Origin of the sequence: Haloarchaeobius salinus, from assembly GCF_024464185.1 — an archaeon.
Classification (GTDB): Archaea; Halobacteriota; Halobacteria; order Halobacteriales; family Natrialbaceae; genus Haloarchaeobius; species Haloarchaeobius salinus.
Map to the genome: position 1 here is coordinate 523,349 of NZ_JANHAU010000002.1, position 12,035 is coordinate 535,383.

Consider the following 12,035-nt stretch of genomic DNA (forward strand, 5'->3'; position numbering starts at 1 on the left):
GGCTTCGGCTACAGCGGTTCCGGACTAAACTCTTTATCCCTTTTCTGGGTTCGCCCGGACGACAGAAACGGGAGTAAAACGTTTTTTCCCTGCGGCCTCGACGGGTGAGCATGACCAGCCACGAGTTCGACGTCGTCGTCGCCGGCGCGGGGACGTCGGGGTGCTACGCGGCGGCGACCATCGCCCGCGAGGGCTACGACGTCGTCGTCGTCGAGCGCAAGGACGCAGAGGAGGCCGGACACATCGCCTGCGGGGACGCACTCAAGGGCGCGGACGCGTTCCCCGAGGCCATCCCGAAGGAGCAGCTCGAACCGGCGTTCACGAACACCGGCGTGGACCACGGGCGCTTCGAGATCCCCCAGGAGGACACGGTGCTCGAGATCCCGGTCCCCGGCGAGCTGGCGGTGATCGACCGCTGGGAGTACGGCCGCTGCATCATCCAGGGCGCGAAGGATGCCGGCGCGACGTTCCACTACGACACCGTCATCCAGGAGGTGACACAGGACGACGACGGCGTCGTCACCGGACTCCAGGCCAAGAAGAAGGGTGACCCAGTCGAGTACGACGCGGACATCGTCATCGACGGCGCGGGCTCGCTCTCGCTGCTGCAGGACACGGTCGACTTCTCCGACGCGACGTTCGACACCAACGTCAACTACTCGCAGTTCTGCTCGGCCTACCGCGAGATCGTCCACGTCGAGGAGCCCGTCGAGTGGGACGACGCGCTCGTGTTCAAGCCGACCGAGCGCGCCGCGGGCTACCTCTGGTACTTCCCGCGCACCGAGACGGAGATCAACGCCGGTCTCGGCTTCCAGATGACCGAGGAGCCGATGGAGCTCGTCGACGACCTCAAGCGGGACCTCCGCAACCGCGAGGAGTTCGCGGGCGCGGAGGTCGAGGACAAGCTCGGTGCCGCGCTCCCGACGCGACGACCCTACGACTCCGCCGTCGCGCCGGGCTACATGGCCGTCGGCGACGCCGCGGGGCACGTCAACCCGACCACCGGCGGCGGCATCGCCGGGGCGGCCTACGCGGGCAAGTACGCCGGCGAGCAGGCCATCGAGGCCATCGAGCAGGGCGACGTGAGCGAGGAGACGCTCTGGGAGTACAACGAGCGCGTCATGGACCACTTCGGCGCGCGCTACGCCGCGCTCGACGTGTACAACATCCTCTCGACGGCGGTCGACGTCGACGACCTGATGGGCCTGCTCGCGTCGCTGCCGGGCGAGAAGCTCGCCGAGGCGCTGTACGAGGGCAGCACCGAGATGAGCACGCTGTTCAAGGCCAAGCTCGCGGTCAAGAGCTTCGGCTACTGGCGGAACATCCTCCAGTTCTACCGCACGAAGCAGTGCGCCGACGACCTGATGGACCACTACGAGCACTACCCCAGCAGCCCCGACGAGTTCGAGATGTGGCAGTCGAAGCGCGACACGCTGATGGAGGCGGTGTACGAGACGACCGGCGCGGAGCCGAAGTACTGATTATCGCGACCCGGTCCCGATCTTCGTCGCCGGCTTGTCGCTGATGTCGGCGCTCTCGACGTCCGGCCTGAACGCGTCACCGCTCATCGCCAGCGCGACGAGCGCACCGCCGTTGGCGACGAACGCGACGATGTTCCCGCCGCCACCGGCGGTGACGATGGCCCAGGCGTTCAGCGTGGCCGCGAGCGCGAACAGCAGCATTCCGACCGGGCGGGACCACGTCCGCATCTGGAACAGCGCGCCCGCGACGAGCATCCGGAGCAGTCCGAAGACGATCATCGTCCCGCCGAACGCGACGACGAGTGGCGAGTCGAGCGATGCGCCGAGGACGAACAGCAGACCGCTGTCGATGAGCGTCCAGAATCCCCCGATGGCCGCGACGAACGCCGCGAACGTGACCGTCGTCGGCCGGTACGTCGGTCTCCCCATACGAACCAGTTGGACGGATGAAACAAAAAGGTCGGGCCTAAAATTATCGGTCTCGGCCGCGACAGGATGCCGGTTCAGCGGTAGCCCGTGCCGATGTCGGTGGCGTGCATCTCGGAGGTGTCGGTTCTGCCGGTGTCGAACGCCTCGCCGGCGGTGAGCAGGCCGACGGTGGCGAAGGCGTTGGCGAGACAGAGCACCAGCGGGACGATGCGCACGCCGACCGTGACGAGCGCGTAGCCGAAGGCGAGCGTCCATGCGAGGTGGAGCAGGACACCCGGTGTGCGCGCCCAGCCGTAGTGCTGGTGGACGGCGGTCGTGACGAACGTCTGCACGAACCCGGCGGCCAGCACCCCGAGGGCGACCGTCCACGACCCGTACTCGGCGACGACATCCAGTCCGGGGTCCACCGCGAACGGGCCGAGTGCGAGCCCCACGACCACCAGGACCGAGGCCGTGAGCCCGCCGACGAGGACGGCCGTGGAGAGACCGATGGTTCGAACAGCTTCTTCTGGCATTAATTTTGTACAGCGAGCTACAATCAAATAATACTTTCGAACCGCTCCCCGTGAAAGAATCGCTGCGCGCGGTCAGGGACGCTCTTCGGCGACCGTCTGGATGGCCCCTGCGAGCACGTCGACGCCGATGGGCAGGCTGTCCTCGTCCACGTCGAACGTCGCGGTGTGGTGGCCGCCGGGGTGGTCCGTGCCGACGCAGACGTACGCCGCGAGGCCGCCACGTTTCTGTACTGCCTGCATGAGGAACGTCGCGTCCTCGCTCCCCCCGAGGGCGTCGCGGTCGACCACGCGCTCCACGTCGGCGTTGCCGCCCGCGAGGCGGCCCACGATGTCCACGAGCTCCTCGTCGCTCCGCGCGGAGGGTGCCTCGCCGCCGACGCTGGTCTCGGACTCGCAGCCGTGCATCGCCGCCGCGTTCTCGATGACGCGATGAGCACGCTCGTCCATGTAGTCCTTCAGCTTCGTCGTCACGCCGCGGACCTCGCACTCCATGGTGGCCTCCTCGGCGACGATGTTCGTCGCGTTCGCGGCCTCGAGGTGGCCGACGTTCACCCGCGTCGCGCCGTCGGAGTGCCGCGGGATGGCGTAGAGGTTCTGGACGGCAGCCGCCGCGGCCTGCACCGCGTTCTCGCCCTCCTCGGGCTTCGCGCCGGCGTGGGCGGGCTCGCCGGTGAACCGCACGTCGATGTGTTTCACCGCGAGGAACTCGTCGATGCCGCAGACGACCTCGCCGGTCGGGTGGTCGAGCCCGAGGTGCAGCGCGAAGAGGTAGTCCACGTCGTCGAGGTGGCCCGACTTCGCCATCGCCTTCCCGCCGCCGACGAGCTCCTCGGCCGGCTGGAAGAACACCTTCAGCGTGCCGGAGAAGTCGCTCCCCTTCACGGCCTCCAGCACCCCCAGCCCGATGGTCGCGTGGCCGTCGTGCCCGCAGGCGTGCATCGCGCCCGTCTCCGAGCGGAAGCCCTCCGCCGCCGGGACGTGGTCCTCGTCGGTCGACTCCTCGCGGGGCAGGCCGTCGATGTCCACGCGCAGGCCGACCGTCGGACCCGCGCCCTGTTCGACGACCGCGACCACGCCCGTGTGGCCGCCCCGGAGCTGCTCGAGGACGCCCTCGTCAGCGCCCGCCTCGACGGCCCGGTCGTACCACGATTCGAGCTCCTCCTCCGGCGGCACGGCCATCCGTTCGTCGCTGTTCAGCGCCTCCGGACCGACGTACAGCTCGTCGACGCCGATGCGTTCCAGCTCCGTGACGATGCGCGCCGTCGTCCAGTACTCGCGCCAGGCCGGCTCCGGCTGGCGGTGGAACTCCCGCCGCAAGGCGACGAGCCTGTCTCTGTCTGCCATGTCCGGGCCGACGCGCCCGAGGCACTTAACCGCGGAGTTGCCGCCGCGTGTTTCCGGGTGTGGTGTCGCGTGTGGCGGCCCTGGAGTTTACAATGTTTGTGAACCTCGATGGGCGATAGCGCCGGATCGGCCAAGTGGCGCGTGACGGGCTCCTGCGAGCCGAGCGGGAGGGAGCTTTCTGGCTGTCCGAGGTGCCACTGTTTACAACTGGAGACGTCAGCAGAGAACGACCGGGAGAAAACCGGGCAGAGAAGACCGATTACGAGCCCTGCGACCGGACCTGCTCGACCTCGGCGGCGACGTGGACGGAGTCGGGGAACGCCGAACCGGCGGCGATGGTGTGGGCGAGCTCGTCGTGGCCGACGATCTCTATCTCGCGCTTGTAGACGGTGTAGTCCCAGGCGTCGAACTGGGACCCGTCGTCGCTGGTGGGGCGTTTGTACGTCGGGACACGGAGTCGTTCGGGTGGGGCGGAGTGCGGGCCCTTCATCTCCGCACCCTTGCGGGAGACGCGCTCGCGGATGTCCTCGACGACGCTGTCGAGGGCGGCACGGTCCCCGCTCTGGAGTGTGAGGCGTGTGACGAAGCTCATGGTCGTATTGGTACTGGTCGCGGCTGAAGGTCAAAAACCCATTGAGACGCGTCGGCAACCGGTCCGATATTCTCTTAACTGGTGACCCTTTACAAAGGGGTAATGGCAGTCGAAGCTACGAGCGCAGGTGCCATCCTCTTTCGCGACACGCGGGGCCGGCGCGAGTACCTACTGCTAAAGAGCCGCCCTGGTGACTGGGAGTTCCCGAAGGGCGGTGTCGAGGGAGACGAAGAACTCCAGCAGACGGCTATTCGAGAAGTGAAAGAGGAAGCAGGCATCCACGACTTCCGTCTCATCGACGGATTCAGAGAAGAGTACGACTACGTCTTCGAGGCGGGTGGGGACACCATCCACAAGACGGTCCACCTGTTCATCGCCCGGTCGTTCGAGGCCAGTGCGGAGCTCTCGACGGAGCACCGCGACCTCCAGTGGCGGGACTACGAACAGGCGGTCAACACCGTCACGCAGGACGGCCCACGCGACATCCTCGAGGACGCACACGAGTTCCTGAACGAACTCGAAACGACGAGCGAAGGCGACGACTAGTCGCCACCGGCTCCGCGAGCCGTCTCGCAATCGTCTCTCCCATTCTACCCCTCCAGCGACGGCCCAGCCCCCGGCTCGGCCCGTTCTCACTCGATGCAGGCATCGAGCACCGCCTCGCGGTGCTCCACAAGGGCGGTGGCGTGGTCGGCGTCGACGACGGTCAGCTCGGCGCGGGCGGCGTCGGCGACCCGCCGGGCGTCGGCGACGGGGACGTTCGCGTCGCGCTCGCCGTGCCAGCAGTGGACCGGGACGTCGACGACCGACGGCTCGACGGGCCACGGCTCACCGAGCAGCCGCGTCTCGCGGACGAAGCCGGCCCGCTGCGGACCTACGCCCGCGACGAAGTCACGCCGGAACGTCTCGGCCTGCGGCTCCGACAGCGCGGCCGCACCCTCGCTGTCGGTGTACTGCGAGACGACGGCCGACGGGGAGCCGCGGTCGGCGATCCACGCCTGTGCGCGGACGAGCCCCGAGAGCAGCCGCGGGGCCCGCCCCGCCAGCGTCCCGAGGAGCCGCTGGACGGCCGGCTGGTCGCTCCGGAGCGACGGCGGGGCGACCCCGGAGACGCTGTGGACGGCGTCGACGCGGTCGGGGTGGCGGCCGGCCAGCGCGACCGCGACGGCTGCACCGCCGGAGAAACCGACGACGGGAGCACTCTCGACGTCGGCGTGGTCGAGGACCGCGACGAGACCGTCCGCGATGTCGGCGAGTCCGGCGTCGGGTGCGGGGTCGGACCGGCCGTAGCCGGGGCGGTCCGGCGCGAGGACACGCAGATCGCGCCCGCGTGCCGCCTCGTCGAGCAGCCGTCCCAGCACGCGTGAGCCGGGCGTGCCGTGGAGGAACAGCACGGGTGCACCGTCGGCGGCTCCGTACTCGGCGTAGGCGACTCTGCGGTCGTCCGCGATGGTGGCCACGGCGGGGCCGTCCGGTCGCGCGGCTGTGCTCCCGACATCGTCGGGTGGCGCGTCCTGCAGGTCGGGCGACGGGCGCATACGAACACGTTCCCACCGAACCGGAGAGGAGCTTGGGCCGTATTGATGCGGCGTTTTAAATACCGTCGTCACGCAGCCTCGGTCAGTGCGACGCGTCACCTTCGCCGTCGACTACCCGCCGTCGCTGGCGCATCCGATGCACCGGCGGCTCGACGACAGCAACGTCTCCCGCGCCGAGTTGCTGATGTGGGGCCCGATGGACACCGTGACGACGCTCGCGTGGTACGACGGCGCGCCGGACGCGGTCCGGTCACTGCTCGACGCGGTCGAGAGCAGCACCGCCGTGGACCTCGTGGCGGGCGACGGCGGCACCTACGCGTTCGTCCACCAGACCGGGTACGAACTCGGCGCGCCGGTGCTCGACCTCGTCGCCGACTCGGGCGTCGTCTTCCTCCCGCCGGTCACCTTCGAGCAGGGGTGCCGGGCTCGCGTCGACGCCGTCGGGGAGCCCGAGCTCCTCGCCGCGTTCCACGCCGACCTGCGCGAGCACGTCGACGCCACCGTCGAGCGCGTCGCCGACTTCCGGCGCTGGTCCACGCCCGCGGTCGACGTGACAACCCGGCAGCACGAGGCGCTCGCGGCCGCCGTCGCGGTCGGCTACTACGACGTGCCGAGAACGGGGAGCGTCGCCGACGTGGCGGCCGAACTCGACTGCGCGGCGAGCACCGCGGGCGAACTGCTCAGGAGGGGGGAGGCCGCGCTTGTCCGGGGGTTCGTCGGGAGTGACGGCGGGAGCGGGTAGGCCGCCGGGTCACCGTCCGAGCGTCCCGTCGTCCGAAGCGAGAACCTCCGGCAGGTCGGCGAGCGACGAGATCCGGACGTCGGGCTCCCGGTACGGCGTCTCGTCGTCTTCGTTCTCGACCCACACCGACGTCATCCCGAGACACTCGCCCATCATGAGGTCCTCGTTGTACTCGTCGCTCACGAAGGCGACCGGTTCGTCGCCCTCGGGGAGGCACTCAAAGTAGCCCCTCGGATGGGGCTTCGGACGCTGGATGTCGGAGGAGACGACGAGGTCGTCGAAGCAGTCGAGGACGCCGTGTTCGGAGAGCACCGTCTCGATCCACGGGCGCGCCATGTTGCCGAAGAGGACGAGCGTGTGCTCGGCCGCGAGGTCCCGGAGGACGTCTCCGTGCTCCGCGGGGAACTCGGGGTCGAGCCACGTCCGGTCGAGGTACTCACGACACGCGTCCTCGGACGCGCCCGTGAGCGTCGCGAGGAGGTCGACGTACCCGTCCGTGGTCTGGACGAAGCCGTCGCGGAACGCGAAGTAGGCGAGCCAGCCGGGGTAGGGGTCGGCTTCGGGGTCGGCACCCAGCAGGTGCGCGTGCTCGCGCTCGTCGCCGTGCTGGACGATGACGCCGCCGTAGTCGAGGACGAGATGCATGGAGTTCGTCGGACTTGCCGGGCGGTGTTCAATCTGTCGAACCGCCGTCCATTCGCGGTCGACCCGTAACGGCTTCGGCGCTCGAACGCACAGGGGTGAGCATGCTCCCCGGCGAGGACACCGAGTTCGCGTTCGAGCTCCGGGTCTGTCGCTGGGCCGAGCGCGCGTGGGAGCCCGCACGCGAGGACTCCGTCGTGCTCGTCGCGCGTCAACTGGGAACCCGTGACCGACGCTGGGACACCCTGGTTCTGGAGTGCGACCCCGACGGCCTGCGCCAGCGGGCGAACTTCGGGCTGGACGCGCTCGATTCCGACCTCCTGCACGTCGTCCGCCACGCGCCCGCGGAGTGGACGTACTACCGCGATGCGCTCCCCTACCCGGGCTACCCGTGGCGGTACGTCCGCGAGGCCGTACACAACGCCGCCGACCGGGGTATCGTCGAGACCAGAAAGTCGGGTGGCCGAATCGAGTGCCGCCGGAAGTGGGAATACCCCGACTGGTGCCGGCGAATCGTCGCCGTCGAGAACAAGCCGGACCTCGACGCCAGCGCCGCCGACGCGCTCGTCTCGCAACTCGAATACGACGTGGCGCTCTCGCTCGCCGACGAGGCATGGGTGGCGACGCGCGCGACCGGCGGTGCCGTCGAACCCGTACTGCTCGAGAGCCTGCCCGTGCAGGCCGGCATCCTCACCGTCGACGTGGGCGACGGCGATGGAACCCCGGCGTCCGAGGCCAGCGTCGCCTGGCACGCGCGTTCGCTCGCCGTCGACGACCCCGGAACCCGGATTCTGGAGCGGCCCGACGGGAGCGAGTTCGACGCCTCCGCCGCCCGGTTCGAGTACGCCGACCCCGAGTGGAAGGCCGACAAGCGCCGCGAGATCGCCGAACGGGCCTACGCCCGCGGCTGGCGCTCCTACGTCGACACGATGCGGCCCGACTGCCGCCACTTCCAGGCCCGGGAAGACGGCACGCTGCTGCCTTGGTGCGACGCGAAGGGGCGCTGTCAGACCGCCGGCGAGTGCGCCGGTCGCTGCGCCGAGTTCGAGCCCGAACCGCCCGCCTGGCGGACGAGGGGCTGGCCCATCGAGGGTGGGCCGGGCGCGGCGACGAAGCGACTGCTGTCGCGTCGGCGGCGGGGACGGCGGCCCGGGCTGGCGGAGGAGTAGGTCACCAGTCCATCGCCCGCTCGCGGAACGTCTCGGCGTCCAGGTCGCAGACGATGGCCGGCTTCCGAATCACGCCGGCTTTCTCCGCCCGTTTCGCAGAATCGGGATCGTGCGCGGGCTTCGTCACCGCGAACTCTCCGGCGAACTCGTCGTCGAGGAAGTAGCCCCGCCGCTCGCCGTCGAACGCCGAGAACGTGCTCATGGACCTCCCGACGCGCTCGAACAGCCCGCCCTCGTCGCCGTCGAGGAGGACGACCCGGCGGTCGTCGCGGTACGGTCGCCCGTCGACGGCGCGCTTCGTGTGGGCGTTCTCGGGATGTCGAGCCAGCTTCTCGCGCTTCGTTGCCCGAGAATCGTCGGCCTCGACGACGGTCACCCGGGAGACGCGGAACCAGCCGACGAGGTAGCGGTGCAGCCGCCCGTCCGCGTCCTCCAGTCCGGCGTAGAAGCCGACCGCATCGTCCCCGTCCGACTCCAGCGCGGCGAGGCGGTTCACGTAGCCGGGGCGGTGCTCGCCGTAGGTCAGCGCGTCGAGGTTCGGGTCGTCGTGGGGCGGGTAGTTGGCGATGGCGTCGGCTTCGGTCACCGGTTCGCCGTCGCTGCCGGGGTCGGGCACCAGTCTGGCGAGCAGGTCGGCCATGGTGCCGTCGCCGTGGCGGAGCGGGCGGTCGCCGTAGGGCCGACCTTCGCTCGTCTCGCGGGTCTTCTCCGGGATGGGGACGTACTCGAACTCTCCATTCGAACCGACCGTCGGGACGCGGGAGTCCCGCAGCTCGACGTTGGTCGTGTCGGCACCGATGCCACAGCAGACGACGGTCATCGCGGGCGCTGGGTCACGAGTCGTTCACCGTGACCTCGAACTCGTCGCGCGCGACGGCGAGGCGGAACGTCGGGACCGTCGTGTAGACGACCTCGACGACGTCCTTGCGGCGGAGCGACTGGAGCGCGTCGCGCACCTCGTCCACGTCGGGGTCGAGGTCGGCGTGCTCGCGCAGGGTCCGGAGGACGCTGACGACGCTCTGGCCGTCCTCGTCCGGACCGGCGAGGTTGTCGAGGATGGCGGCCTGGAGCGCCGGCACGCGGACGGCACTCGGCGTGCCGCCGGGCTCGTCGCCCGCGGTGACGCCGGGCTCCACGTCGACGAGCTCGGCGGCCTCCTCGGTCGCGCGGATGAGACTGTTGTCGTCCCGGAAGTAGTACTCCTTCAGCTCGCGTTCGAGGAAGCCGTGGACCTCGCTCCCGCTCTCCATCGCCCACCGCTCCTGCAGCTCGGCGTTCTTCGTCGGCTGGAGCTCGACGATGTCGGCCAGACGCTCGCGCGCCTCCTCCGAGAGGGTCATTGCGCGTCGCTACGGTCAGCCGGTATTTGGGCGTTCTGTCTCCAGACGGTTCGACACCACGCTCAAGGGGACGCGAGTCAAACGGGCACACATGACACGGCGTGTGGAGTACGCACACATCGAGTCCGCGCTCGACGACCTCACCTACCCGGTGCTCCGGGACGACGCCGCGGCGGACCTCGAGAACGTGACGCTCGTGGTCGCCGAGGACGAGGCCAACCTCGGGGTGCTCGTCTCGGAGACGGACAGCGACGCGTTCCGGACCCCACAGGACCTGCTGTTCGAACTGGAGGACGCGGTCGGCGTGGCGCTCGAGGATGCCCGCGCCCCCGCCGCCGACACCGACGGCGACGGGGAGTGAGTTCGGCAACGCCCCCGGACGAACGACCGAATCGGGTGCCGGGATGCGGTCGTCCGCAAGCCACGCACGGTTGGCTCTCGTTTTTCACTGTCGGGCCCGTAGCCGGGTCCATGACACGCGAGCACGTCGATTCCGTGACGGTCTACGCCGACTACGTCTGTCCGTTCTGCTACCTCGGGCGTCACGCGCTGTCGCTCTACCAGGACACCCGCGAGGAGCCGCTGCGGATCGAGTGGCACCCGTTCGACCTCCGGGCCGCACAGCGCGGCCCCGACGGCGAACTCGACCTGAGCGTCGACGACGGGAAGGACGAGGCGTACTACGAGCGGGCCAGACAGGGCGTCGAGCGCCTCCGCGAGAAGTACGGCGTCGAGATGACCGTCGACGTCTCCCGCGACGTGGACTCGCTGCAGGCTCAGCTGCTCTCGCGGTACGTCCAGGAGCGCGAGCCCTACGACACCTGGCGCGCGCTCGACGAGGCACTGCTGGCGGCGCTCTGGCGCGACGGCCGCGACATCGGCGACGCCGACGTGCTCGTCGACGTCGCACGCGCGGTCGGCATCGACGAGCAGATGGTCGAGACGGCGCTCTCGGACGACGCGAACCGCGACGCGCTCGCCGAGGACTTCGCCGCCGCGAAGGCCGCCGGCGTCACCGGCGTCCCGACGTTCGTCCACGACGGCCACCAGGCCCGTGGCGCGGTCCCGCCCGAGCAGCTCGAGCGACTCGTCGAGGGCGTCTGAGCCGGCGACTGGACAGCCGGCCGGACAAGCGGGTCGCTTAAGTCCGTTCGACGGCGAACGAAGGGGTACGATGGAGTTCTGTGACGAATGCGGTTCAATGATGAAGACGGAGGGCGACGAGTGGGTCTGCGGGAACGAGGAGTGTGGCTTCTCGAAGCCCCGCGACGCCCAGTCGGAACAGGCGATGGTCACCACACAGGGCCAGGAGGAGTCCGAGGTCGTCGACGTCTCCGACGCCGAGAACAAGGGCCTGCCGACGACGGAATCCCACTGCCCGAAGTGTGACAACGACGAGGCCTACTGGTACATGCAGCAGATCCGCTCGGCCGACGAGTCCGAGACCCGCTTTTTCATCTGCACCGAGTGCGAGCACAAGTGGCGCGAGGACGACCACTAACCGTACACGAGCGTCCACAGCGACCCGAGGCCGCCGAACACCACCGACGCGAGCACCAGCCCCGCCCAGTTGAACGCGCTCAACGGGTAGTCGAGCCCCGGACCGAGGACGAGGAGCGCAACCGCCAGCAGCGCCGGCGCGACGGTCGCCAGCGGTCGCCGCCCGTCACGCCCCAGCCAGCCGACGGCGACGAGGCACAGCCCGAAGGCGACCACCAGCCCGTACACCACCGGGACGACCCCCGCGGGGTCCAGCTGCGACCCGAGGTCCGACGTGACCGGCAGCCCGAGGAAGACCAGTCCGAGCAGTCCCGACAGGGCCGCGAACGCTCGCCCGACGAGTTCGGGATCGACGGGGAGTCCCGTGGCTTCGGTGGCGTCGCTCATGGCTGGAGTGTCGGCCGGGTGCGAGGAATGCGTTTCGTTACGCGTGCCGGTTCGACTGACGTGTTACGGCTCAGTGCGTCGCCCGGTACTGTCCGTGGGCCACACCGATGGCCAGGCAGACGAGCCCGAAGACGACCATCGACGGGGTGACCATCATCAGGACCGTCTCCGTCGTCATCATCGGTGCGACCACGAGCGCGAGCGTGCCGACTGCGACGAGCGCGATGAAGACCGCGGCGGTCTTCGTCTGGTCGAGTTCCATACCCGGGTCTGAGGGCTGGAGGTAGATAATCGGTGCGGAGCGAGTGGTGTTTGCTGTGAGTGCTGCGCCCTCATGAGCCCCGCTGGGCTCGTCG

Annotated in this window: 17 protein-coding genes; 7 read left to right on the forward strand and 10 right to left on the reverse strand. The window is 69.6% G+C overall.

Annotated elements, in window-relative coordinates:
• The first annotated feature begins 110 nt into the window (after positions 1-110).
• On the forward strand, positions 111-1,481 hold the full coding sequence (locus NO345_RS09230; RefSeq protein ID WP_256298547.1) for a geranylgeranyl reductase family protein: 1,371 nt from the start codon (positions 111-113) through the stop codon (positions 1,479-1,481).
• Here NO345_RS09230 and NO345_RS09235 read toward each other — a convergent pair whose 3' ends face one another.
• The 4 genes from NO345_RS09235 to NO345_RS09250 all read right to left on the reverse strand — a co-directional run bounded on the left by NO345_RS09235 (position 1,482) and on the right by NO345_RS09250 (position 4,361).
• Positions 1,482-1,910 (reverse strand): hypothetical protein, encoded by a 429-nt coding sequence (locus NO345_RS09235; RefSeq protein ID WP_256298548.1) that lies wholly within the window; start codon positions 1,908-1,910, stop codon positions 1,482-1,484. It abuts the gene before it with no gap.
• A 74-nt stretch (positions 1,911-1,984) separates the two neighbouring features.
• Positions 1,985-2,425, reverse strand: coding sequence for a hypothetical protein (locus tag NO345_RS09240; RefSeq protein ID WP_256298550.1), 441 nt, complete (start codon positions 2,423-2,425; stop codon positions 1,985-1,987).
• A 72-nt stretch (positions 2,426-2,497) separates the two neighbouring features.
• On the reverse strand, positions 2,498-3,769 hold the full coding sequence (locus NO345_RS09245) for an amidohydrolase (RefSeq protein WP_256298551.1): 1,272 nt from the start codon (positions 3,767-3,769) through the stop codon (positions 2,498-2,500).
• A gap of 259 nt (positions 3,770-4,028) precedes the next feature.
• Positions 4,029-4,361, reverse strand: a complete 333-nt coding sequence (locus NO345_RS09250; protein WP_256298552.1) for an uS10/mL48 family ribosomal protein — start codon at positions 4,359-4,361, stop codon at positions 4,029-4,031.
• Between the two features lie 102 nt (positions 4,362-4,463).
• Between NO345_RS09250 and NO345_RS09255 the strand changes: the two genes are divergently transcribed.
• Positions 4,464-4,907 (forward strand): bis(5'-nucleosyl)-tetraphosphatase, encoded by a 444-nt coding sequence (locus NO345_RS09255; protein ID WP_256298553.1) that lies wholly within the window; start codon positions 4,464-4,466, stop codon positions 4,905-4,907.
• An 86-nt stretch (positions 4,908-4,993) separates the two neighbouring features.
• On the opposite strand, the gene NO345_RS09260 is transcribed toward NO345_RS09255, so the two are convergent.
• On the reverse strand, positions 4,994-5,899 hold the full coding sequence (locus NO345_RS09260) for an alpha/beta fold hydrolase (RefSeq protein ID WP_256298555.1): 906 nt from the start codon (positions 5,897-5,899) through the stop codon (positions 4,994-4,996).
• A gap of 85 nt (positions 5,900-5,984) precedes the next feature.
• On the opposite strand from NO345_RS09260, the gene NO345_RS09265 reads away from it, so the two are divergent.
• A complete protein-coding gene (locus tag NO345_RS09265) occupies positions 5,985-6,641 on the forward strand; it encodes a helix-turn-helix domain-containing protein (RefSeq protein WP_256298557.1) in 657 nt (218 codons plus the stop codon).
• Between the two features lie 9 nt (positions 6,642-6,650).
• Here the strand turns inward: NO345_RS09265 and NO345_RS09270 are convergent, their stop codons facing one another.
• Entirely contained in the window at positions 6,651-7,286 is a 636-nt protein-coding gene (locus NO345_RS09270) for an HAD family hydrolase (protein WP_256298559.1), read from the reverse strand.
• A 101-nt stretch (positions 7,287-7,387) separates the two neighbouring features.
• On the opposite strand from NO345_RS09270, the gene NO345_RS09275 reads away from it, so the two are divergent.
• Entirely contained in the window at positions 7,388-8,452 is a 1,065-nt protein-coding gene (locus NO345_RS09275) for a DUF5787 family protein (protein ID WP_256298561.1), read from the forward strand.
• Between the two features lies 1 nt (position 8,453).
• On the opposite strand, the gene NO345_RS09280 is transcribed toward NO345_RS09275, so the two are convergent.
• On the reverse strand, positions 8,454-9,272 hold the full coding sequence (locus tag NO345_RS09280; RefSeq protein ID WP_256298562.1) for an Nmad3 family putative nucleotide modification protein: 819 nt from the start codon (positions 9,270-9,272) through the stop codon (positions 8,454-8,456).
• Between the two features lie 13 nt (positions 9,273-9,285).
• Entirely contained in the window at positions 9,286-9,792 is a 507-nt protein-coding gene (locus NO345_RS09285) for a DUF5797 family protein (RefSeq protein ID WP_256298563.1), read from the reverse strand.
• A gap of 91 nt (positions 9,793-9,883) precedes the next feature.
• Here NO345_RS09285 and NO345_RS09290 point away from each other — a divergent pair, with 91 nt between their 5' ends.
• From NO345_RS09290 to NO345_RS09300, 3 genes are all read left to right on the forward strand, one after another.
• Entirely contained in the window at positions 9,884-10,153 is a 270-nt protein-coding gene (locus NO345_RS09290; RefSeq protein WP_256298564.1) for a DUF5789 family protein, read from the forward strand.
• A 110-nt stretch (positions 10,154-10,263) separates the two neighbouring features.
• Entirely contained in the window at positions 10,264-10,896 is a 633-nt protein-coding gene (locus NO345_RS09295; protein WP_256298565.1) for a DsbA family oxidoreductase, read from the forward strand.
• 70 nt (positions 10,897-10,966) lie between these two features.
• A complete protein-coding gene (locus NO345_RS09300; protein WP_256298566.1) occupies positions 10,967-11,293 on the forward strand; it encodes a transcription factor S in 327 nt (108 codons plus the stop codon).
• On the opposite strand, the gene NO345_RS09305 is transcribed toward NO345_RS09300, so the two are convergent.
• Positions 11,290-11,679 carry a hypothetical protein gene (locus NO345_RS09305; protein WP_256298567.1) on the reverse strand — a complete coding sequence of 130 codons (390 nt, stop codon included), beginning with the start codon at positions 11,677-11,679 and terminating at the stop codon, positions 11,290-11,292. The genes NO345_RS09300 and NO345_RS09305 overlap by 4 nt on opposite strands.
• Before the next feature lie 70 nt (positions 11,680-11,749).
• Complete coding sequence (locus NO345_RS09310; RefSeq protein ID WP_256298568.1) at positions 11,750-11,941, reverse strand: DUF7333 family protein; 192 nt, start codon at positions 11,939-11,941, stop codon at positions 11,750-11,752.
• Between the last annotated feature and the right edge of the window lie 94 nt (positions 11,942-12,035).